Annotated in this window: 18 protein-coding genes; 12 read left to right on the top strand and 6 right to left on the bottom strand. The window is 64.0% G+C overall.

What is annotated here, in order from left to right; translation table 11 throughout:
* Positions 1-221: 221 nt before the first annotated feature.
* From C4K39_RS08745 to C4K39_RS08735, 3 genes are all read right to left on the bottom strand, one after another.
* Entirely contained in the window at positions 222-1,880 is a 1,659-nt protein-coding gene (locus C4K39_RS08745) for a cation acetate symporter (RefSeq protein WP_068587930.1), read from the bottom strand.
* Entirely contained in the window at positions 1,877-2,188 is a 312-nt protein-coding gene (locus C4K39_RS08740; protein ID WP_124346142.1) for a DUF485 domain-containing protein, read from the bottom strand. The genes C4K39_RS08745 and C4K39_RS08740 overlap by 4 nt, the downstream gene beginning before the upstream one ends.
* A gap of 190 nt (positions 2,189-2,378) precedes the next feature.
* Positions 2,379-3,227: a glycine betaine ABC transporter substrate-binding protein gene (locus C4K39_RS08735; RefSeq protein WP_124346141.1), complete on the bottom strand. Its 849-nt coding sequence runs from the start codon at positions 3,225-3,227 to the stop codon at positions 2,379-2,381.
* A 330-nt stretch (positions 3,228-3,557) separates the two neighbouring features.
* Between C4K39_RS08735 and C4K39_RS08725 the strand changes: the two genes are divergently transcribed.
* The gene (locus C4K39_RS08725; protein ID WP_068578529.1) at positions 3,558-5,111 is read left to right on the top strand and encodes a glycoside hydrolase family 17 protein; all 1,554 of its coding nucleotides are present in this window, start codon (positions 3,558-3,560) and stop codon (positions 5,109-5,111) included.
* 10 nt (positions 5,112-5,121) lie between these two features.
* On the opposite strand, the gene C4K39_RS08720 is transcribed toward C4K39_RS08725, so the two are convergent.
* Positions 5,122-5,487 carry a hypothetical protein gene (locus C4K39_RS08720; protein WP_124346140.1) on the bottom strand — a complete coding sequence of 122 codons (366 nt, stop codon included), beginning with the start codon at positions 5,485-5,487 and terminating at the stop codon, positions 5,122-5,124.
* A 231-nt stretch (positions 5,488-5,718) separates the two neighbouring features.
* Between C4K39_RS08720 and C4K39_RS08715 the strand changes: the two genes are divergently transcribed.
* The 3 genes from C4K39_RS08715 (at position 5,719) to C4K39_RS08705 (ending at position 9,984) form a co-directional block, all read left to right on the top strand.
* Positions 5,719-7,017: a serine/threonine protein kinase gene (locus C4K39_RS08715; RefSeq protein WP_068578525.1), complete on the top strand. Its 1,299-nt coding sequence runs from the start codon at positions 5,719-5,721 to the stop codon at positions 7,015-7,017.
* Positions 7,010-7,798, top strand: a complete 789-nt coding sequence (locus tag C4K39_RS08710; protein ID WP_068578523.1) for an MlaA family lipoprotein — start codon at positions 7,010-7,012, stop codon at positions 7,796-7,798. Before C4K39_RS08715 ends, C4K39_RS08710 begins: the two co-directional genes overlap by 8 nt.
* A gap of 152 nt (positions 7,799-7,950) precedes the next feature.
* On the top strand, positions 7,951-9,984 hold the full coding sequence (locus tag C4K39_RS08705; protein ID WP_124346139.1) for an FUSC family protein: 2,034 nt from the start codon (positions 7,951-7,953) through the stop codon (positions 9,982-9,984).
* A gap of 8 nt (positions 9,985-9,992) precedes the next feature.
* Here the strand turns inward: C4K39_RS08705 and C4K39_RS08700 are convergent, their stop codons facing one another.
* Positions 9,993-10,916 carry a DUF808 domain-containing protein gene (locus tag C4K39_RS08700; RefSeq protein WP_068578518.1) on the bottom strand — a complete coding sequence of 308 codons (924 nt, stop codon included), beginning with the start codon at positions 10,914-10,916 and terminating at the stop codon, positions 9,993-9,995.
* 246 nt (positions 10,917-11,162) lie between these two features.
* Here C4K39_RS08700 and C4K39_RS08695 point away from each other — a divergent pair, with 246 nt between their 5' ends.
* Positions 11,163-11,774, top strand: coding sequence for a TetR/AcrR family transcriptional regulator (locus C4K39_RS08695; protein WP_124346138.1), 612 nt, complete (start codon positions 11,163-11,165; stop codon positions 11,772-11,774).
* Positions 11,775-11,960: 186 nt separating this feature from the next.
* On the opposite strand, the gene C4K39_RS08690 is transcribed toward C4K39_RS08695, so the two are convergent.
* Complete coding sequence (locus tag C4K39_RS08690; RefSeq protein ID WP_068578514.1) at positions 11,961-12,401, bottom strand: GlcG/HbpS family heme-binding protein; 441 nt, start codon at positions 12,399-12,401, stop codon at positions 11,961-11,963.
* A gap of 267 nt (positions 12,402-12,668) precedes the next feature.
* Between C4K39_RS08690 and gcl the strand changes: the two genes are divergently transcribed.
* From gcl to C4K39_RS08655, 7 genes are all read left to right on the top strand, one after another.
* Complete coding sequence (gene gcl, locus C4K39_RS08685) at positions 12,669-14,444, top strand: glyoxylate carboligase (protein ID WP_124346137.1); 1,776 nt, start codon at positions 12,669-12,671, stop codon at positions 14,442-14,444.
* Between the two features lie 144 nt (positions 14,445-14,588).
* Complete coding sequence (gene hyi, locus C4K39_RS08680) at positions 14,589-15,371, top strand: hydroxypyruvate isomerase (protein WP_068578509.1); 783 nt, start codon at positions 14,589-14,591, stop codon at positions 15,369-15,371.
* Between the two features lie 131 nt (positions 15,372-15,502).
* Positions 15,503-16,396 (top strand): 2-hydroxy-3-oxopropionate reductase, encoded by an 894-nt coding sequence (locus tag C4K39_RS08675; RefSeq protein ID WP_068578507.1) that lies wholly within the window; start codon positions 15,503-15,505, stop codon positions 16,394-16,396.
* Positions 16,397-16,547: 151 nt separating this feature from the next.
* Positions 16,548-17,828, top strand: coding sequence for a glycerate kinase type-2 family protein (locus tag C4K39_RS08670; RefSeq protein WP_068578505.1), 1,281 nt, complete (start codon positions 16,548-16,550; stop codon positions 17,826-17,828).
* Positions 17,818-19,233: a pyruvate kinase gene (gene pyk / locus C4K39_RS08665; RefSeq protein ID WP_124346136.1), complete on the top strand. Its 1,416-nt coding sequence runs from the start codon at positions 17,818-17,820 to the stop codon at positions 19,231-19,233. The genes C4K39_RS08670 and pyk overlap by 11 nt, the downstream gene beginning before the upstream one ends.
* A gap of 107 nt (positions 19,234-19,340) precedes the next feature.
* Positions 19,341-20,258, top strand: coding sequence for an urea transporter (locus C4K39_RS08660; protein ID WP_068578530.1), 918 nt, complete (start codon positions 19,341-19,343; stop codon positions 20,256-20,258).
* A gap of 21 nt (positions 20,259-20,279) precedes the next feature.
* A complete protein-coding gene (locus C4K39_RS08655; protein ID WP_068578501.1) occupies positions 20,280-21,104 on the top strand; it encodes an ion transporter in 825 nt (274 codons plus the stop codon).
* Positions 21,105-21,131 lie beyond the last annotated feature (27 nt).

Genomic DNA, 21,131 nt, shown 5'->3' with positions numbered 1-21,131 from the left:
ATACGGCCTCTGTTCAGAGGCCGTATTTTTTTGCCCCTGCCCTGCCTTTGCATAAAGCCACTTCGCCGTCACGACCACCAAGCCCTGGCATCGAGCCATCCCCTCACACCACACCACAACCCTGCGGTCATTTCCCGGGCAATGAAAAATGCCCCGGCCTTTCGACCAGGGCATTTCGCCATCACTTTGCCTCTATATAGAAGCCGAACGTCGGAGACCGCTTAGTGCGATACCGCACCACTGGCACCCAGACCGGTTTGCGAACGCACGAACTGCGGGAAGAACAACGCCCTTTCGTTGGCCGCAGAGGCCGACTTGTCGGTGATGGAGAAGAACCAGATACCAACGAAGGCGATAAGCATCGAGAACAACGCCGGGTACTCATACGGATAGATCGGCTTCTCGTGATGCAGGATCTGCACCCAGATGGTCGGACCGAGGATCATCAGCGCCACTGCGCTTATCAGCCCCATCCAGCCACCGATCATGGCACCACGGGTGGTCAGCTTCTTCCAGTACATGGAAAGCAGCAGCACCGGGAAGTTGCAACTGGCCGCGATGGAGAACGCCAGGCCCACCATGAAGGCGATGTTCTGGCTCTCGAACAGAATGCCCAGGCCGATGGCCAGCACACCCAGGGTCACCGTGGTGATCTTGGACACGCGGATCTCGTCTTTCTCGTTGGCCTTGCCCTTCTTGAGCACGCTGGCGTACAGGTCATGGGAGACCGCCGAAGCGCCTGCCAGGGTCAAGCCGGCAACCACCGCCAGGATAGTGGCAAAGGCCACCGCCGAGATGAAGCCCAGGAACACGCTGCCACCCACGGCATTGGCCAGGTGCACCGCCGCCATGTTGTTACCGCCCAGCAAGGCGCCCGCGGCATCCTTGAAGTCTGGATTGGTACTCACCAGCAGGATCGCGCCAAAACCGATGATGAAGGTCAGGATGTAGAAGTAACCGATGAAACCGGTGGCATAGAGCACGCTCTTGCGGGCTTCCTTAGCATCGCTCACGGTGAAGAAGCGCATCAGGATATGCGGCAGGCCCGCAGTACCGAACATCAGCGCCAGGCCCAGCGAGAACGCAGAGATCGGATCCTTCACCAGGCCGCCCGGGCTCATGATCGCCTCACCCTTGGGGTGGACCTTGATTGCTTCGGAGAACAGCGTGTTGAAATCGAAATTGACGTGCTTCATCACCATCAAGGCCATGAACGACGCGCCGGAGAGCAGCAGGACCGCCTTGATGATCTGCACCCAGGTGGTGGCCAGCATGCCGCCGAACAATACGTACAGGCACATCAGGATGCCCACCAGGATCACTGCGACGTGGTAGTCGAGGCCGAACAGCAACTGGATCAGCTTGCCGGCACCCACCATCTGCGCAATCAGGTAGAACGCCACCACCACCAGCGAACCACAGGCCGACAAGGTGCGGATCTGGGTCTGCCCGAGGCGATAGGACGCCACGTCGGCAAAGGTGTACTTGCCCAGGTTGCGCAAGCGCTCGGCGATCAGGAACAGAATGATCGGCCAGCCCACCAAAAAGCCGATGGAGTAGATCAGCCCGTCATAGCCGGAGGTGAACACCAGGGCGGAAATCCCCAGGAAGGACGCCGCCGACATGTAGTCGCCCGCAATCGCCAGGCCATTCTGGAAACCGGTGATCTTGCCACCCGCCGCATAGTAGTCGGCGGCCGACTTGTTGCGCTTGGAAGCCCAGTAGGTGATGCACAAGGTGGCACCGACGAACACCACGAACATCACGATCGCCGATACGTTGAGGGGTTGCTTGTGGACCTCGCCCGTCAGGGCGTCAGCGGCCCATAGGGCCGGGGCGAACGCGGCAAGGCCGAGTGCAGCGAATAGACGGCGGATCATTGCTGAGCCTCCTTCAGGATCGCCTTGTTCAGCTCGTCGAACTCACCGTTGGCGCGCCGCACATAGATGGCCGTCAAGATGAAGGCCGAGACAATCAAGCCAACGCCGATGGGGATGCCCCAGGTGATGGAAGAGGTAGGACTGAGCTTGGCCCCCAGGATCTGGGGCCCGTAGGCGATCAGCAGAATGAAAGCCGAGTAAAGCCCAAGCATGATCGCCGAAAGAATCCAGGCGAACCGCTCCCGCTTGCTGACCAGCTCCTTGAAACGCGGGCTGTTTTGAATCGAGAGGTAAATGCTGTCGTTCATTGTTTTTATCCTCGCAGCACAGATTTTAGGTGGAACCTAATCCACTCTATGCGGCTATCCGGCAGGTTCTAGACGACCTTAGTATTAGAACGACATTAACCCCCGCGCCAATTCTCCCCCGCAAAAAAACAGGGCCATCCGCGACTTTGCCGCGAATGGCCCCGAGACCCTTGATATAGACGCTGCGCTGCTATTTAGCCGTCCATTCGGCCACTCGATCAGCGTGCTTGCCGACCCAATCCTTGGCCGCAACATCAGGCTTGGCGCCCTCCTGGATGGCCAGCATCACTTCGCCAATTTCGTCTTTCGAAGCCCACTGGAACTTCTTCAGGAACGCTGCCACCTCCGGCGCCTTCTTCGCCAGATCCTTGCTACCGATGCTGTTGACGGTTTCAGCGGCGCCATACACGCCTTTGGGGTCATCGAGAAAGCGCAGTTTCCACTTGGCGAACATCCAGTGCGGCACCCAGCCCGTCACCGCGATGGACTCCTGCTTCTCCTCGGCACGGCTCAGTTCGGCGATCATCGCCGCCCCGGAGCTGGCTTGCAGCTTGTAGTCCAGCCCGTAGTCCTTGATCGCCTGGTCGGTCTTGAGCATGACGCCGGAGCCGGCGTCGATACCCACGATCTTGCTCTTGAAGCTGGTATCGGTCTTGAGATCCTCGATGGATTTGGCCTTGACGTACTCCGGCACGATCAGCCCGATCTTGGCGTCCTTGAAGTTGGGGCCATAGTCCACCACCTTGTCTTTGTTCTTGGCCCAGTACTCGCCATGGGTCACCGGCAGCCAGGCCGACAGCATCGCATCGAGCTTGCCGGTGGCCACGCCCTGCCACATGATCCCGGTCGCCACCGCCTGCAGCTTGACGTCATAACCGAGCTTCTTGATCACCTCCGCGGCCACGTAGGTCGTCGCCACGCTATCGGACCAGCCATCGACATAGCCGATGCTCAGGGTCTTGCTGTCGGCGCTGGCCAAGCTGGAGCCAAGGGCAAGTACCATTGCGGCACCTACGCCTAAGAGTCGTCGCATCTTCATCGTTACTTCCCCGAAAAGTGCAGTGCCGGGCGGCTGCCGGGCACATCAACGTATGGTTATGGTGCTCGGCGCCTCCGTCACGCCTCACCGCGAACGCGTTCGATCATCAGCGGAGTACTGATGCCTGGATCATCAACCCGCCACCATCCGCGACCTGCTCTGGCTGCGACCTCAAGGCAACAAGCAGCGACATCAGAAAGCCAGTAGCCAGCATCCGCCTCTCAGGGCCAGCAGGTCCGCCCGAACTTTGCATGCCTGGATCATGCCGGCCACCAAGCTGCGGGCGAATGCAGGTAAGATGCCGGGCTTCGTTCCCCTGACGGCCTGACCATGCCCGCCACCCCTCGTTTTCCCGCCCTCGCCTATCTGCTTGCCTGCCTGCTGGGCCTGATCGCCCTCTGCAGCTACTGGTACGGCCTCGGCCAGCCGGTGCAATTGCCGGATGTCGCCAGCGCCAGCCACAAGTTGCAATGCGCCTCCTACACCCCGTTCGACAAGGACCAGTCGCCATTCGACCAGCCATTCAAGCTGCGGCCCGAACGCATGGATGCCGACCTGGCGCTGCTGGCCACCCGCTTCGAGTGCATCCGCACCTACTCCATGAGCGGCCTGGAAGCCTTGCCGGAACTGGCGCGCAAGCACGGCCTGAAGCTGATGATCGGCGCCTGGATCAACAGCAATCCGGTGGACAGCGAGAAAGAGGTCGATCTGTTGATCGCCTCAGCCAACGCCAATCCGGACGTGGTCAGCGCGGTGATCGTCGGCAATGAAGCGCTGCTGCGCAAGGAGGTCACCGGCCCACAGCTGGCGCGCCTGATCCTCAAGGTCAAGCACAACGTCAAGCAGCCGGTGACCTACGCCGACGTCTGGGAGTTCTGGCTCAAGCATCCCGAAATCGCCCCCGCCGTGGACTTCCTGACCATCCACCTGCTGCCCTACTGGGAAGACGATCCATCGAACATCGACGTAGCCCTCAATCATGTGGCCGAAGTACGCCAGGTGTTCGGCAACCGCTTCGCCCCCAAGGACGTACTGATCGGTGAAACCGGCTGGCCCAGCGAGGGCCGCCAGCGCGAAACCGCACTCCCCAGCCGGGTCAACGAGGCCAGGTTCATCCGCGGTTTCGTCGCCCTGGCAGAACAGAACGGCTGGCACTACAACCTGATCGAGGCCTTCGACCAACCCTGGAAGCGCGCCAGCGAAGGGGCAGTCGGCGGCTACTGGGGGCTGTTCGATGCCAATCGCCAAGACAAGGGCATCCTCGCCGGGCCGGTCTCCAACCTGCCTTTCTGGCCGCTGTGGCTGGGACTGGGAGCGGTGATCTTCGCCAGCACCCTGGTACTCGGCGGTCGAGTCCGCAGCGCCAAAGCCGCCCTACTGCTGCCATTGCTGGGGGCCCTGGCGGCCTGCAGCATCGGTACCTTCGCAGAACTGACGCGAGTCACCAGCCGTTTCGCCGGCGAATGGGCCTGGGCAGCCTTGCTACTGGGTCTGAACCTGCTGGTCCTGGCTCACTGCGCACTGGCCCTGAGCCCACGTGAAGGCTGGCGCCAACGGCTCTTCACGACCCTGGAGAAGCGCGCCGGCTGGTGGCTGGCGGCAGCCGGCTTCGCCGCGGCGGTGATGGCACTGGAACTGGTATTCGATCCGCGTTATCGCAGCTTCCCCAGTGCCGCCCTGCTGCTGCCGGCGCTGGCATTCGTGTGCCGGCCAGTACGAGTGCCACGTCGCGAGATAGCCCTGCTGACCTTCATCATCGGTGCGGCCATCGCACCCCAGCTGTACCAGGAAGGCCTGGCCAACCAGCAAGCCTGGGGATGGGCGCTGGTCAGCCTGCTAATGGTCGCCGCCCTGTGGCGCAGCCTGAGGGCCCGTATCGCCTGAAACCGACGGGCTAACAGCGCCTGGCACGTACCAGGCGCAGGCTCGCGAGCACCAGGGCAAATACCGCCAGGGTGGTGTTGTACAGCACCAACGCCGGAATGGCGGCCAGCAACGCCAGCGCCGCCAGCCCCCAGCCAGCGCGTCCGGGCACGACGAACGCCAGGAGCGCCGCTCCCAGGGCGCTCCAACCCAGTACTTTGAAGTGGATCATCCATCCCAGGCTGGAACGCAGGGAACACTCCCAGCGACCGGCCTCGTCGATACAGACGCCCACCCAGCGAGCGTCCTCCATGAAGCCGTAACGCAGGCCATAGCTGGCGGCCAGCCACAACGGCAAGGCAACGAGCAGGACAATCACGGGAAAGCGGCTAGACATGCAACACTCCGAACAATCAAAACGGCGCCCAGCATAATGCTCCGGCCACGCTTGGCAAGCACGACGCACAGATAGCTGTTCAGCTCGGGGTGGCAACGTGTATCGTCCGGCTACTATCACCCCGGCCAGATGCACCCAGGCGTTATTTGAACCAGCCATGGCACTTCGTCAGCAGCCCGGTGGTCATAGCCTGCGAACCTCATTCGGCACCTTCCTTCTAGGGATACAGTCATGCTTCGTTCCTTGCGCTTCGCCGCCCTGTTCGGCGGCCTTATCCTGAGTGCGTCCGCACTGGCGGTCGATGTCGACCCGGCCGGCTACGGCTATCCATTGACCAATCCCTTCGAAGCCACCATCGTCACCACGCCGCCGGACCTGCGCCCGGAGCTGCCTTCCGATGAAGACATCCGTCAGTCGGACTACAGCCTGACCCTGCGCCCGGAGCGTGAATTCACCCTCCCGGACAATTTCTGGGCGGTGAAGAAGCTCACCTACCGCATCGCCACCCAGGACCATGCAGCCCCGCTGATCTTCCTGATCGCCGGTACTGGCGCACGCTACGACAGCACACTCAACGAATACCTGAAGAAGCTCTACTACAAGGCCGGCTACCACGTGGTGCAGCTGTCCTCGCCCACCAGCTTCGACTTCATCAGCGCCGCCTCGCGCTTCGCCACCCCGGGCGTGACCGCCGAGGACGCCCAGGATCTCTACCGGGTCATGCAGGCTGTGCGGGCACAGAATGCCAAGCTGCCGATCACTGATTTCTACCTCACCGGCTACAGCCTCGGCGCCCTGGATGCCGCGTTCGTCAGCAAGCTCGACGAAACCCGGCGTACCTTCAACTTCAAGAAAGTCCTGCTGCTCAACCCTCCGGTCAACCTCTACACCTCGATCACCAACCTCGACAAACTGGTGCAGACCGAGGTCAAGGGCATCAACAACAGCACTACCTTCTACGAACTGATGCTGGCCAAGCTCACCCGCTACTTCCAGCAGAAGGGCTACATCGACCTGACCGATGCCCTGCTCTACGACCTGCAGCAATCCAAGCAGCACCTGAGCAACGAGCAGATGGCGATGCTGATCGGCACCTCCTTCCGCTTCTCGGCGGCTGACATCGCCTTCACCTCGGACCTGATCAACCGTCGCGGCCTGATTACCCCGCCCAAGTACCCGATCCGCGAGGGCACCAGCCTCACGCCCTTCCTCAAGCGTGCCCTGCAATGCGACTTCGACTGCTACCTGACCGAGCAAGTGATCCCGATGTGGCGCGCCCGCACCGATGGCGGCAGCCTGCTGCAACTGGTCGACCAGGTCAGCCTCTACGCCCTGCAGGATTACCTCAAGGCCAGCCCGAAGATCGCCGTGATGCATAACGCCGACGACGTGATCCTGGGCCCCGGCGACCTGGGCTTCCTGCGCCGGACCTTTGGCGAGCGCCTGACCGTCTACCCCCATGGTGGCCACTGCGGCAACCTCAACTACCGCGTCAACAGCGACGCCATGCTGGAGTTCTTCCGTGGCTAAACATCTCCTGCTTATCGCTGCGTTGCTCTGCACAGGCTATGCCCAGGCCGATAACAGCCTGGCCGGCACCACCACCGCCCCCGATCCCGACGGGTTCACCGAGCCACTGCAACAACTCAAGTTCAACCCGGGCCTGGACCAGCGTGAATTCGAACGCTCGACCCTCAGTGCACTGAACGTCTATGACCCGCTGGAGTCCTGGAACCGCCGGGTCTATCACTTCAACTACCGCTTCGACCAATGGGTGTTCCTGCCTGTTGTAGATGGCTACCGCTACGTGACGCCAAGGTTCCTGCGCACCGGGGTCAGCAACTTCTTCAACAACCTGGGCGACGTGCCCAACCTGCTCAACAGCCTGTTGCAGTTCAAGGGCCAGCGCTCGATGGAAACCACGGCCCGCCTGCTGCTCAACACCACCATCGGCATCGCCGGCCTGTGGGACCCGGCCACCAAGATGGGCCTGCCGCGCCAGAGCGAAGACTTCGGCCAGACCCTGGGTTTCTATGGCGTTCCTGGCGGGGCCTACCTGGTGCTGCCAATCCTCGGCCCCTCGAACCTGCGCGACACCGCCGGCCTGGCAGTGGACTACACCGCCGAATCGGCGATCAACTTCCTCAATGTCGCCGAAGTCAGCAAGAACCATCCGGAGCTCTGGCTGCTGCGCGGTGTCGACAAGCGCTACCAGACCAACTTCCGCTACGGCGAGCTGAACTCGCCGTTCGAGTACGAACAAGTGCGCTACGTCTATACCGAAGCCCGCAAGCTGCAGATCGCCGAGTAAGTGCCCGGCCGCCCTTCCATCGGAGGGCGGCCAGTTCCCGCCATTCAGCCATACCTTTCAACCGGCCCCGCCAGGCTCGAAACAACCATTGGCAGCCTCAGGCAATGTAGATACGATGCTAATCGTTAGCTAGCTATCTATGTGACCCCAACATGAAACTGCCGACTTTTCGTGTCGCCGATACCTGGCAAGCCCTCTTCGCTCCCGCCCCCTCGGACCTGCTGTTCGCCACCCGGAACCTGATTGCCGGTGGACTGGCGCTCTACCTGGCCCTGCGCCTGGATTTTCAACAACCGCAATGGGCCCTGACCACCGTGTTCATCGTCAGCCAATCCAGCAGCGGCATGGTCCTGGCCAAGGGGGCTTATCGTCTCTTGGGCACGGTGATCGGAGCCCTGGCATCGATCCTGCTCATCGGTCTGCTGGGCCAGGCACCGCTGCTGTTCCTGCTGGTCATGGCCCTGTGGCTGGCCTTGTGTACCACCGGCGCCTCGCTGCTGCGAAACCATGCCGCCTACGGATTCGTGCTGGCCGGCTATACCGCGGCAATCATTGCCCTGCCCGCCACCGTGGCGCCCTTGCAGGTGTTCGACCAGGCGGTGGCACGTTGTTCGGAGATCGGCTTGGGGATCATTTGCGCCTGCGTGGCCAGCCTCGTGCTCTGGCCACGCCGGGTCGAGCAGGCCCTCGCCGCCCAGGGCCGGGCAGCCTGGCTGGCCGGGCGCCGCGCCGCAGCGTCGGAACTGTTGGGGGATGACCAGCGCCAGGGCCTGCTGCTCGCCCTGGGCAGCATCGTCACCGTGGATGCCCAGCGCGATCACGCCTGGTTCGAGGGCGCACAGGGGCGCCGCCGTTCCCAGGCATTGCGCGTTCTGAGTCGTGACCTGCTGGGCCTGCTGCGCGCCGCCAGGAGCGTGGCCCGACAGCGACAGTTGCTCGAACCGCAAGAGGCACAATCGGTGCAAGCGCTGATCCGCGAAACCAGCCAGGCCCTGGCAGCCGAGCATGAGTCGCCCTTGGCCGCCCTGGCCCAGCGCCTGGAACAAGGCTTGGCCGATCGCTCGCAATCGACCGAAGCCCGTCTCTGCCTGCTGCAACTGTCCCAGGTGCTGGACCTGGTGGCGCAAAGTGCTCGTAGCGTCAGTGCCCTGGAACAGGGCCTGGTTCCTCCCGGCGCCCCAGGAGCCTTGTCCTGGCACCGAGACCTTGAGCAAGGCTTGCTGGGCGGATTGCGCAGTGCCCTGGCCTTTCTCGCCGTGGCCGCTTTCTGGCTCCTTTGCGCCTGGCCTTCGGGCCTGGGGGCGGTCTCCATCTGCGGTGTGGTGCTAAGTCTGTTCGCCGGCCGCGAGAACCCTGCAGCAGCCTGCCTGAACTTCCTCAAGGGTATCGCCCTGTCGGTTCCTGTCGCAGGCTTCGTCGGCCTCGGCCTGCTCCCCGGCTGGGATGGCTTTCCCCTGCTGTACCTGGGCCTTGGCGTGCCGCTATTTTTCGCGTCGCTCTGCATGAGCCGGCCGAAACTGGCACCGATCGCGTCGGCCTTCTGCATTTTCTTCGTCAACAACGTCGGCCCCGGCAACCTGATGACCTATGACCTGGCCGCCTTCCTGAACAAGGCCATGGCCACCCTGGTGGGCGTCGCTATTGCCGTGGTGGTGCTGCGCCTGGTCAGCCTGAGCCCGGGGGAGCATCACTACCGCCGGATGTTCAAAGCCTCCTTGTTCGACCTGGCACAGCTCACTTCAAGGCCGCTGGAGCAGGCCGAAAGCTGGTTCGGCGGACGCATGGCCGATCGCCTGATCCGCGTGTCCCGGTATTGGCAGATGCAACCCGAGAACCGCCGCGACCACTGGGACAATGGCCTCCAGGGGCTGGACCTGGGAGACGAGCTGCTACAGCTGCGCGGCTGCCTGGACACCACTCGCGGCGCCCTGGCCATCGAGCGTGATCGCTATCTGAATCACCTGGCGATGCTGCTCAGGAGCGGCGGCCCTACGACCCTGCGCCACGACCAACTGGATGGCCCGACGCGATCCTTGCTCCAGGCACTGGCAACCGCCCCCAACCTCCCCGAAACCTCACGGGAGATGGCCCACGCTGCGCTCATGCAGTTGCAGGCCACCTGGCGCCGCTGGTGCCGCCAACAGGCACAAGCCCCACGCCCGGAGGCAGAGCAAGCCGCGGCCTGAGGCCAGGCTCAACCGCGCAGGCCACGCCAGAGCTTGCCCGCCAGCGTCACCGCCGCCAGCACCAGAGCCCCGGCAATGACCCCGACCACGGCATTGAGCAGGGTCGGCGTCAGCACCGCAACGGCGCCGAGCAGCGAGGCACTGCGCCCGGCCAGGTCTTCGATCAGGTGATGCAAGGCGGGAACCCCATGGGTCAGGATGCCGCCGCCGACCATGAACATCGCGGCAGTACCGATCACCGACAGGCTCTTCATCATCAATGGCGCCGCCCGCAGGATCGCCGCGCCAACTCGCCTGGCCAGGGCCCCAGGCTTGCCTGCCAGCCACAGCCCCAGGTCATCGAGCTTGACGATACCGGCCACCAGGCCATAGACCCCCACCGTCATCACCACCGCGATTCCCGAAAGCACCACTACCTGCTGGGCCAGCGAAGCGCCGGCCACGGTGCCCAGGGTGATGGCGATGATTTCTGCGGAGAGAATGAAGTCAGTGCGGATCGCTCCCTTGATCTTGTCCTGTTCGAAGGCCACCAGGTCCAGCGACGGATCGACCTGCGCCTGTTGGCTTTGCACAGGCTCGGCACCCGCATCGGCGGCGTGCAGGTACTTGTGCGCCAGTTTCTCGAAACCCTCGAAACACAGGTAGGCGCCACCGAGCATCAACAAGGGCGTCACCAGCCAGGGCGCCAGGGCACTGATGGCCAGCGCCGCCGGTACCAGGATCAGCTTGTTGCGAAACGAGCCCTTGGCAACGGCCCAGACCACCGGAATCTCGCGCTCGGCACGAACACCCGATACCTGCTGGGCGTTGAGGGCCAGGTCATCCCCCAGGACCCCGGCGGTCTTCTTCGCCGCCATCTTGCTCATCAAGGCCACGTCATCCAGCACCGCGGCGATATCGTCGATCAAGACCAGCAAACTGCTTCCTGCCATGGGCCAGGCTTCCCTTCGTCAAATGAGGCCGCAGCATAGCCTGTGGCATAGGCTACCGGCGAGATAGCGACCGGCTCCGCCATGCCCCCTATAAGCGTCGATTGCTCCAGGAGCGCATGCGCTCGCCCTTGCCCCAAAAGCCCCCTTCAACTCGGAAAAAAGCTGCCCAGTGGGCATTCTTGAGCCTCTCGCAACCCCGGTGCTACCATGCGCAACCGCCCGAACAGGCAAGGAATCCCCTGGTTTATGAGCACCATCCGCGAGCGCAATAAAGAACTGATTCTGCGAGCCGCCAGCGAAGAGTTTGCCGACAAGGGCTTCGCTGCGACCAAGACCAGCGACATCGCCGCCAAGGCCGGGTTGCCCAAGCCCAACGTCTACTACTACTTCAAGTCCAAGGAAAACCTCTATCGCGAGGTGCTCGAAAGCATCATCGAACCCATTCTCCAGGCCTCCACTCCATTCAACGCCGACGGCGTGCCCAGCGAGGTGCTCAGCGGCTACATTCGCTCGAAGATCCACATCTCCCGCGACCTGCCCTTCGCCTCCAAGGTGTTCGCCAGCGAGATCATGCATGGCGCGCCGCACCTGAGCCCGGACCAGGTGGAACAGCTCAACGCCCAGGCCAAGCACAACATCGAGTGCATCCAGACCTGGATCGACCGTGGCCAGATCGCGCCCCTGGATCCGCACCACCTGATGTTCAGCATCTGGGCCGCGACCCAGACCTACGCCGACTTCGACTGGCAGATCTCGGTGGTCACCGGCAAGGCCAAGCTGGCTGACGAAGATTACGAAGCCGCCGCCCAGACCATCATCCGCCTGGTACTCAAGGGCTGCGAGCCCGAATCCGCATAACCCGCCCTCCTGGCGCCGCCCGGTTCAAGGACGCCATGGGGTTCCCGCAGGCTGCGTACGGCTCGGCACGAGCCCCCTGGTGGCTATCGGCAATTAACCTGAGGTACCGCGTCGCCCGGTTTGGCGGGCGACGCGCACCCGATCGAAGCCTCGCAGGTTCGACAGCGGCTACACGTACTGCGCGACCTAGGCGCTGACGCCTGCATCCGCGGCCAGGCCCTGAGCTTCGATGGCGCTGATGGCGCACTGCTCATCGATGTCCGAGGTATCGCCACTGATGCCGATGGCGCCGATCACCAAGCCCGCCTGATCACGAATCAATACCCCGCCCGGCGCCGGTACCACGCTGCCCTGCCCCAGGCTGTTGAGTGCGCCGATGAAGGCCGGGCGCTGCTGGGCATCCAGCGCCAGCAGGCGCGAACCCTTGCCCAGGGCGATCGCCCCCCAGGCCTTGCCGATGGCGATCTGTGGGCGCAGCAGGCTAGCGCCATCCTCCCTTTGCAAGGTCACCAGATGACCACCGGCATCGAGTACCGCGATGGCCAGTGGCGCGGCACTGATCTTGCGCCCCGCCTGGATGGCCTGGTTGGCCAGGTTGATTGCGACTTTCAAGGTTAAAGCGCTCATGGGTGCCGTCCTCATCTTGTTATTGGAAAGCCTGGTGGAGCTCATTTCAGGAGAAGCTCGATGCAACGAATAGAACACAATGAACTTTGTTTTTGTATACAATAATTGTTGAAATATAGCCCATGCGACAAAATGACACCGGTTTATCGGGGCTAAACACGCAGCCGTCTGCTTCCAAGAAAAGCCATTGACCTGCGCAGCCCGCCGTGAATACACTCTGCGCAAAGCCACTTGTATACAATTACAAAACGTAAGAGGCACAAAACCATGAGCAAAATGAGAGCAATCGAAGCCGCCGTTCTGGTGATGCGCCGTGAAGGGGTCGACACCGCCTTTGGCATCCCGGGCGCTGCCATCAACCCGCTGTACTCCGCACTGCAGAAAGTCGGCGGCATCGATCATGTGCTCGCTCGCCACGTCGAAGGCGCCTCGCACATGGCCGAGGGCTACACCCGCACCAAGGCCGGCAACATCGGCGTGTGCATCGGCACCTCGGGCCCCGCCGGCACCGACATGGTCACCGGCCTGTACAGTGCCTCGGCCGACTCCATCCCGATCCTCTGCATCACCGGCCAGGCTCCCCGTGCCCGCCTGCACAAGGAAGACTTCCAGGCCGTGGACATCACCAGCATCGTCAAGCCGGTGACCAAGTGGGCCACCACCGTGCTGGAGCCGGGCCAGGTGCCCTACGCCTTCCAGAAAGCCTTCTATGAAATGCGCTCCGGCCGCCCTGGCCCGGTACTGATCGACCTGCCGTTCGACGTGCAGATGGCGGAAATCGAATTCGATATCGACGCCTACCAGCCCCTGCCCCTGGCTAAGCCCTCGGCCACCCGGGTCCAGGCCGAGAAAGCCCTGGCCCTACTGGCCCAGGCCGAACGGCCGTTGCTGGTGGCCGGCGGCGGGGTGATCAACGCCGATGCCAGCGAGCTGCTGGTGGAGTTCGCCGAGCTGACCGGCATCCCAGTGATCCCGACCCTGATGGGCTGGGGCAGCATTCCCGACGATCACCCGCAGATGGTGGGCATGGTCGGCCTGCAGACCTCCCATCGCTACGGCAACGCCACCCTGCTCAAGTCCGATGTCGTACTGGGCATCGGCAACCGCTGGGCCAACCGCCACACCGGCTCGGTGGATGTCTACACCGAAGGCCGCAAGTTCATCCACGTGGACATCGAACCGACCCAGATCGGCCGGGTCTTCACTCCCGACCTGGGCATCGTCTCCGACGCCGGTAGCGCCCTTACCGTACTGCTGGAAGTGGCCCGCGAGTGGCAAGCGGCCGGCAAGCTCAAGGACCGCAGCGCCTGGTTGCACGACTGCCAGCAGCGCAAGGCCAGCCTGCAGCGCAAGACCCACTTCGACAACGTGCCGGTCAAGCCGCAGCGGGTCTACGAGGAAATGAACCAGGTGTTCGGCAAGGACACCTGCTACGTCAGCACCATCGGCCTGTCGCAGATCGCCGGCGCGCAGTTCCTGCACGTCTACAAGCCACGCCACTGGATCAACTGCGGCCAGGCCGGCCCGCTGGGCTGGACCATTCCCGCGGCCCTGGGGGTGGTCAAGGCTGACCCAAGCCGCAAGGTGGTGGCACTGTCCGGCGACTACGACTTCCAGTTCATGATCGAAGAGCTGGCGGTGGGTGCGCAGTTCAACCTGCCGTATATCCACGTGGTGGTGAACAACTCCTACCTGGGGCTGATCCGCCAGGCCCAGCGCGGCTTCGAGATGGACTACTGCGTGCAGTTGTCCTTCGACAACCTCAACGCTCCCGAGCTCAATGGCTACGGCGTGGATCACGTAGCGGTGGCCGAAGGCCTGGGCTGCAAGGCCCTGCGAGTATTCGAGCCCAAGGACATCCAACCGGCCCTGCGCCAGGCCCAGGAACTGGTCGAAACCTTCAAGGTGCCAGTGGTGGTGGAGATCATCCTGGAACGGGTGACCAATATCTCCATGGGTACCGAGATCAACGCCGTCAACGAGTTCGAGGACCTGGCGCTGGTGGGCAACGACGCCCCCACCGCCATCGCCCTGCTCGACTAACCAGCCAGCACAACTCCCGTAGCCGCCCAGGACCGCGCTCGAGCGCCAAGCCAACGCCGTCTTCGCGAGCCGCCAGGGTCCACCGGGCCTTGGCGCCTACTGCCCCGGCGACTACAGGACTTGATAGATCCACAGGAGACCACCATGCCGCGTTTTGCCGCCAACCTGTCCATGCTGTTCACCGAACAGGACTTCCTCGCCCGTTTCAAGGCTGCCGCCGATGCCGGCTTCAGCGGGGTCGAGTACCTGTTTCCCTATGAGTTCAGCTCGGCCGAGATCAAGGCCCAGCTCGACGCCCACGGCCTGACCCAGGTGCTGTTCAACCTGCCGGCCGGCGACTGGGCCAAGGGCGAGCGTGGCATCGCCTGCCTGCCCGACCGGGTCGCGGAATTCCGCGCCGGGGTCGATCTGGCCATCGCCTATGCCCAGGTCCTGGGCAACACCCAGGTCAACTGCCTGGCCGGCATCCGCCCCCAGGGCGTGGATGAGGCCCTGGTGCAAAAGACCTTCGTCGACAACCTCAGGTACGCCGCCGACAAGCTCCAGGCCGTGGGCATCAAGCTGGTAATGGAAGCCATCAATACCCGAGACATTCCCGGCTTCTACCTCAACAACACCGCCCAGGCGCTGTCGATCCGCGAGCTGGTCGGCAGCGCCAACCTGTTCCTGCAGTACGACATCTATCACATGCAGGTCATGGAAGGAGACCTGGCCCGGACCCTGGCCAACCACCTGGAGCAGATCAACCACGTGCAACTGGCGGACAACCCCGGGCGCAACGAACCGGGCACCGGCGAGATCAACTACCGCTTCCTGTTCGAGCACCTGGAGCGCATCGGCTACCAGGGCTGGGTCGGCTGCGAGTACAAGCCGCTGACCACCACCGAAGCGGGCCTGGGCTGGCTCAAGAGCCACAACGCCATCTGATCGGCCACCGCGTCATCGTTCATCGCGGGCCAGCCGGATGCTGCTCGCCCCTACTGCAGGGGCCAGGCTGCCCGCAAGACGGATGCCTTGGCACCCGCAACCTTATAGAGCAATAAAAAGAGGATTTTCCCATGGCTAAAATCGGATTCATCGGCACCGGCATCATGGGCCACCCCATGGCCGCCAACCTGCAGAAGGCCGGCCACAACCTGCTGCTCTCGGAACACCACGGCAAGGCCCCGGCCGACCTGATCGCCGCCGGTGCCGTGGCCCTGGCCTCCCCCAAGGAAGTGGCCCAGGAAGCCGAGTTCGTGATCATCATGGTGCCCGACACCCCCCAGGTCGAAGACGTGCTGCTGCGCGCCGACGGCGTGGCTGCCGGGATCGGCAAGGGCAAGATCGTCATCGACATGAGTTCGATCTCGCCCACCGCGACCAAGGCCTTCGCCGCCAAGATCAACGAAAAAGGCGCGCAGTACCTGGACGCCCCGGTGTCCGGCGGTGAAGTCGGGGCCAAGGCCGCGACCCTGAGCATCATGGTCGGTGGCGACAGCCAGGCCTTCGAACGCGCCCTGCCGCTGTTCCAGAGCATGGGCAAGAACATCACCCTGGTCGGCGGCAACGGCGACGGCCAGACCGCCAAGGTGGCCAACCAGATCATCGTTGCCCTGAACATCCAGGCCGTGGCCGAAGCGCTGCTGTTCGCCGCGAAGAACGGCGCCGACCCGGCCAAGGTGCGCGAAGCACTGATGGGCGGCTTCGCCTCCTCGCGCATCCTGGAAGTGCATGGCGAACGCATGATCAAGGGCACCTTCGACCCGGGCTTCCGTATCAACCTGCACCAGAAGGACCTCAACCTGGCCCTCAGCGGCGCCCGCGAGCTGGGCATCAACCTGCCCAACACCGCCAACGCCCAGCAGGTGTTCAGCACCTGCAACGCCATCGGTGGCGGCAACTGGGACCACTCGGCCCTGATCAAGGGCCTGGAGCACATGGCCAACTTCTCGATCCGCGACAAACACTAAGCAGCATTCGTAGCCACCGCCCCGGGCTGTGCGAAGGTCCGCAGGAAACGCATCACTGCGGGCCACGGACAGGCCCTGCCGACCCTGACACCGCCCTTGGCGGTGGCTACACCTGTTTCACGCCCCCATAACAAGAATCCGGGAGCCCGCCATGTCGGTCGATCCGCAACAATTGCTGCGTGAGCTGTTTGCCACAGCCATCGACGCCGCCCATCCGCAACATGTCCTCGAAGCCCACCTACCCAGCGACCGCAGCGGCCGGGTCATCGTCATCGGCGCCGGCAAGGCCGCCGCGGCTATGGCCCAGGTGGTCGAACGCAACTGGCAGGGCGAAGTCCGTGGGCTGGTGGTCACTCGCTATGGCCACGGCGCCCCTTGCCACAAGATCGAGGTGGTCGAAGCGGCCCACCCGGTGCCCGATGCCGCCGGCCTGGCCGTGGCTCGGCGGGTGCTGGAGATGGTCAGCGACCTGACGGAACAGGACCGGGTGATTTTCCTGCTGTCCGGCGGTGGCTCAGCGCTGCTGGCCCTGCCCGCCGCTGGCATCACCCTGGCCGACAAGCAAGCGCTCAACAAGGCCCTGCTCAAGTCCGGCGCCACCATCGGCGAGATGAATTGCGTGCGCAAGCACCTCTCGGCGATCAAGGGCGGGCGCCTGGCCAAGGCCTGCTGGCCAGCCACGGTCTACACCTATGCGATTTCCGATGTTCCCGGCGATTTGGCGACGGTCATCGCCTCCGGCCCCACCGTGGCCGACCCCAGCACTTCGGCCCAGGCCCTGGCGATCCTCCAGCGCTACGCCATCGAGGTACCGCCGGCAGTGCGCACCTGGCTGCAGAGCCCCGAGTCGGAAACCGTCAAACCCGGCGACCCGTGCCTGGCCCGCAGCCATTTCCAGCTGATCGCCCGGCCTCAACAATCCCTGGAGGCGGCGGCAGTCAAGGCGCGCCAGGCCGGTTTCAGCCCGTTGATCCTCGGCGACCTGGAGGGCGAGTCCCGCGAGGTGGCCAAGGTCCACGCCGGCATCGCCCGCCAGGTGGCCCTGCATGGCCAACCCCTGGCCGCGCCCTGCGTGATCCTGTCCGGCGGCGAGACCACGGTCACGGTACGCGGTACGGGCCGTGGCGGGCGCAATGCCGAGTTCCTGCTAAGCCTGACCGACAGCCTCAAGGGCCATCCCGGCATCTACGCCCTGGCTGGCGACACCGACGGCATCGACGGCTCCGAGGACAACGCCGGGGCCATCATGACCCCGGACAGCTTCGCCCGCGCCACGGCCCTGGGCCTGAACGCCAGCGACGAGCTGGACAACAACAATGGCTACGGCTATTTCGCGGCCCTGGACAGCCTGATCGTCACCGAGCCGACCCGTACCAATGTCAACGACTTCCGCGCCATCCTGATTCTCGAGACCACCAAACATGACGCCTGACAAGAAGGTCAAGATCCTCGCCACCCTGGGCCCGGCCACCGACGGCATCGAGGACATCCGTGAGCTGGTACAGGCCGGAGTGAACATCTTCCGGCTCAATTTCAGCCACGGCAGCCATGCCGATCATGCCCAGCGCTATGCCTGGATCCGCCAGATCGAAAGCGAGTTGAACCACCCACTGGGCATCCTCATGGACCTGCAAGGGCCGAAGCTGCGAGTCGGCACCTTCGCCGACGGCAAGGTCCAGTTGGTGCGCGGCCAAGCCCTGCGCCTGGACCTGGACCCGACCCCCGGGAACACCCAGCGGGTCAACCTGCCGCACCCGGAGATCATCGCCGCCCTGGAGCCGGGCATGGACCTGCTGCTGGACGACGGCAAGCTGCGCTTGCGAGTCCTGGCCAGGCACGCCGACGCCATCGACACCACGGTGCTCAACGGTGGCGAGCTCTCGGACCGCAAAGGGGTCAACGTGCCCCAGGCGGTGCTGGACCTGAGCCCGCTGACCGCCAAGGACCGCCGCGACCTGAGCTTCGGCCTGGAACTGGGGGTGGACTGGGTGGCGCTGTCCTTCGTGCAGCGCCCGGAAGATATCCGCGAAGCCCGGGAGCTGATCGGCAGCAAGGCCTTCCTGATGGCCAAGATCGAAAAACCCTCGGCAGTGGCTCAACTGCGGGAAATCGCCGAACTGAGCGACGCAATCATGGTGGCCAGGGGCGACCTGGGAGTCGAGGTACCGGCCGAAGCCGTGCCGCAGATCCAGAAGGACATCATCGGTACCTGCCGCCAACTGGGCAGGCCGGTGGTGGTGGCCACGCAGATGCTGGAGTCCATGCGCTTCAGCCCGGCGCCCACCCGGGCTGAAGTGACCGATGTCGCCAATGCCGTGGCCGAAGGCGCCGATGCGGTGATGCTGTCGGCGGAAACCGCTTCAGGCGAGTACCCGCTGGAAGCCGTGCAGATGATGAGCAAGATCATCCGCCAGGTGGAAACCGGGCCGGACTACCAGGCCCAGTTGGACGTCAGCCGGCCCCAGGCCGAAGCCACGGTGTCCGATGCCATCAGCTGTGCGATCCGGCGTATCTGCAGCATCCTGCCGGTGGCGGTGCTGGTGAACTACAGCGAATCCGGCAGCTCCACCTTGCGCGCCGCCAGGGAACGACCGTCGGTGCCCATTCTCAACCTGACCCCCAACCTGCTGGCGGCCCGCCGCCTGAGCGTGGCCTGGGGCGTGCATTCGGTGGTCAACGATCGCCTGCGCCAAGTGGATGAAGTGTGTGCCACGGCCCTGGAAATCGCCCAGGCCCAAGGCCTGGCCAAGCGCGGGGATACCGTCGTGATCACCACGGGTGTGCCGTTTGGCCAACCTGGGACGACTAATTCCCTGCGTGTCGAAACCCTTCTCTGACCTGCCCCACTGCCGGCGCTGCGGCCCCGGTCCATTCAGCGCTCTCCACAGAGAGAGCCTGGTGGGCCGGACGCAGCCAACAGCGGCCGCACTGACCGATGTCCATCATGCCGTCACAGTCGTTCAACGCTTTCTGCCCCGATTGGGCCACTGCCCTGCTCAATGGCTTCAGCCAGATCTTTCTCCAGCGCGACCCGCTGTGCGGCCTGCTGTGCCTGCTGGCGATCCTGGCCAGCGCTCCGGCGCTGCTCGGTGGCGCCCTGCTCGGCGCCCTGGCCGGACTATTGACGGCCCAGCAACGGGGCTACGCCAAGGCCGATCGGCAAGCCGGGCTGTTCAGCTACAACGGCGTGCTGCTCGGGCTGCTGCTGAGCCTGTACCTGCCCTGGTCGATCTTGCTGCCACCTTTGATCATCGCCGCCGGCGGCCTGAGCGCGATCATCACCCAGCAGTGGCTCAAGCGCGCCCGGCAACCCGCCCGGCTGCCGGCCTACACCGCACCCTTCGTCGGCCTCGGCTGGCTCCTGGCGGGCCTGTTCACACCGCTGGCCGCCCACCCGCAAACCGCTGGGCTGTCACCCACGGGGCTGCTGGGCGGCCTGTTCCAGGGCCTGGGCCAGGTGATGTTCCTCGGCGACTGGCTGGCGGGGCTGCTGGTCTTCGCCGGCCTGCTGCTGGCCAACCGTCGGGCGGCGATCTGGGCCCTGGGCGGCTCGGGGTTCGGCCTGGCCGTGGCGGTCATGCTGCAGGAGCCCGGCCAGGCGCTCTCGGGACTGGCCGGCTACAACTGCGCGCTGGTGGCCCTGGCCTTGGGCCAACTTGGCCTGCGCCCCTGGTGGCCGCTGCTGGGCATGGTCCTGGCGCTGTTGATCGCCCCCGGCATCGCCGCGATAGGCTTGCCGCCCCTGACCGGTCCCTTCGTCCTTGCCTGCTGGCTGGTGCTGGCCTGCAATCGGGTGTTGGGCCGCACGCCACGCAGCGAGGCGCCTTGCGCTAGCGCGACGAATCCACCTAGGCTTCGCTGATCTTCGATTCAGGCGATTTCCATGGGTAACAGCGACAACTGGCGGCAACGCCTCTACGTGATGATCTTCCAGACCGACACCGTGGCTGGAAGACGCTTCGATACCACCTTGCTGCTGATCATTCTCGCCAGCCTGGTGATCGTGATCCTCGACAGCATCGACCAGGTGCACCGCGACTACGCCAACGTCCTGGCGTACATCGAATGGGGCTTCACCCTGATCTTCGCCATCGAGTACGGGCTGCGCCTGTACTGTTCGCCCAAGCCGCTGCGCTATGCCTTCAGCTTCTACGGGCTGGTGGACCTGTTGGCGATCGTCCCCGGGATCCTCGCCCTGTACTACAGCGACGCCCAGTACCTGTTGATCATCCGCATCATCCGCATGCTGCGGATCTTCCGGGTGCTCAAGCTGGCGCCCTACCTCAAGCAGGCTCACTACCTGCTCGACGCCCTGCGCGGCAGCAAGCAGAAGATCCTGGTGTTCCTGCTCAGCGTCTGCACCCTGGTCACGGTGTTCGGCACCCTGATGTACGTGGTCGAAGGCCCGGAGCACGGCTTCACCAGCATTCCCAAGGGCATCTACTGGGCCATCGTCACCCTGACCACCGTGGGCTACGGCGATATCGTGCCCAAGACGGTGATCGGCCAGGTGATCTCGTCCATGGTGATGATCACCGGTTACTCGATCATCGCCGTGCCCACCGGGATCTTCACCGCCGAACTGGCCAGCGCCATGCGTGGCGAACAGCTCAAGCACGACTGCCCGGTGTGCCGCAAGAACCACCATGAACCGGCCGCCGCCTTCTGTTCACGCTGCGGTAATGCCCTTTTTAAGAAAATGGAATAAGCAAAGTACTTTTCAATCTTTAAAGAG

It is taken from the genome of Pseudomonas sessilinigenes (assembly GCF_003850565.1).
In the GTDB taxonomy this organism is placed as follows: Bacteria; Pseudomonadota; Gammaproteobacteria; order Pseudomonadales; family Pseudomonadaceae; genus Aquipseudomonas; species Aquipseudomonas sessilinigenes.
The sequence above is the reverse complement of the archived record's forward strand: the minus strand, read 5'-3'. Positions and strand labels throughout refer to the sequence as shown.

Coding starts and splice junctions, on each gene's coding strand:
- C4K39_RS08675 (WP_068578507.1), top strand. CDS start 15,503: ATGGCTAAAATCGGATTCATCGGCACCGGCATCATGGGCCACCCCATG.
- gcl (WP_124346137.1), top strand. CDS start 12,669: ATGAGCAAAATGAGAGCAATCGAAGCCGCCGTTCTGGTGATGCGCCGT.
- C4K39_RS08735 (WP_124346141.1), bottom strand. CDS start 3,227: ATGAAGATGCGACGACTCTTAGGCGTAGGTGCCGCAATGGTACTTGCC.
- C4K39_RS08720 (WP_124346140.1), bottom strand. CDS start 5,487: ATGTCTAGCCGCTTTCCCGTGATTGTCCTGCTCGTTGCCTTGCCGTTG.
- C4K39_RS08740 (WP_124346142.1), bottom strand. CDS start 2,188: ATGAACGACAGCATTTACCTCTCGATTCAAAACAGCCCGCGTTTCAAG.
- C4K39_RS08695 (WP_124346138.1), top strand. CDS start 11,163: ATGAGCACCATCCGCGAGCGCAATAAAGAACTGATTCTGCGAGCCGCC.
- C4K39_RS08715 (WP_068578525.1), top strand. CDS start 5,719: ATGCTTCGTTCCTTGCGCTTCGCCGCCCTGTTCGGCGGCCTTATCCTG.
- hyi (WP_068578509.1), top strand. CDS start 14,589: ATGCCGCGTTTTGCCGCCAACCTGTCCATGCTGTTCACCGAACAGGAC.
- C4K39_RS08745 (WP_068587930.1), bottom strand. CDS start 1,880: ATGATCCGCCGTCTATTCGCTGCACTCGGCCTTGCCGCGTTCGCCCCG.
- C4K39_RS08700 (WP_068578518.1), bottom strand. CDS start 10,916: ATGGCAGGAAGCAGTTTGCTGGTCTTGATCGACGATATCGCCGCGGTG.
- C4K39_RS08670 (WP_068578505.1), top strand. CDS start 16,548: ATGTCGGTCGATCCGCAACAATTGCTGCGTGAGCTGTTTGCCACAGCC.
- C4K39_RS08705 (WP_124346139.1), top strand. CDS start 7,951: ATGAAACTGCCGACTTTTCGTGTCGCCGATACCTGGCAAGCCCTCTTC.
- C4K39_RS08725 (WP_068578529.1), top strand. CDS start 3,558: ATGCCCGCCACCCCTCGTTTTCCCGCCCTCGCCTATCTGCTTGCCTGC.
- C4K39_RS08690 (WP_068578514.1), bottom strand. CDS start 12,401: ATGAGCGCTTTAACCTTGAAAGTCGCAATCAACCTGGCCAACCAGGCC.
- C4K39_RS08660 (WP_068578530.1), top strand. CDS start 19,341: ATGCCGTCACAGTCGTTCAACGCTTTCTGCCCCGATTGGGCCACTGCC.
- pyk (WP_124346136.1), top strand. CDS start 17,818: ATGACGCCTGACAAGAAGGTCAAGATCCTCGCCACCCTGGGCCCGGCC.
- C4K39_RS08655 (WP_068578501.1), top strand. CDS start 20,280: ATGGGTAACAGCGACAACTGGCGGCAACGCCTCTACGTGATGATCTTC.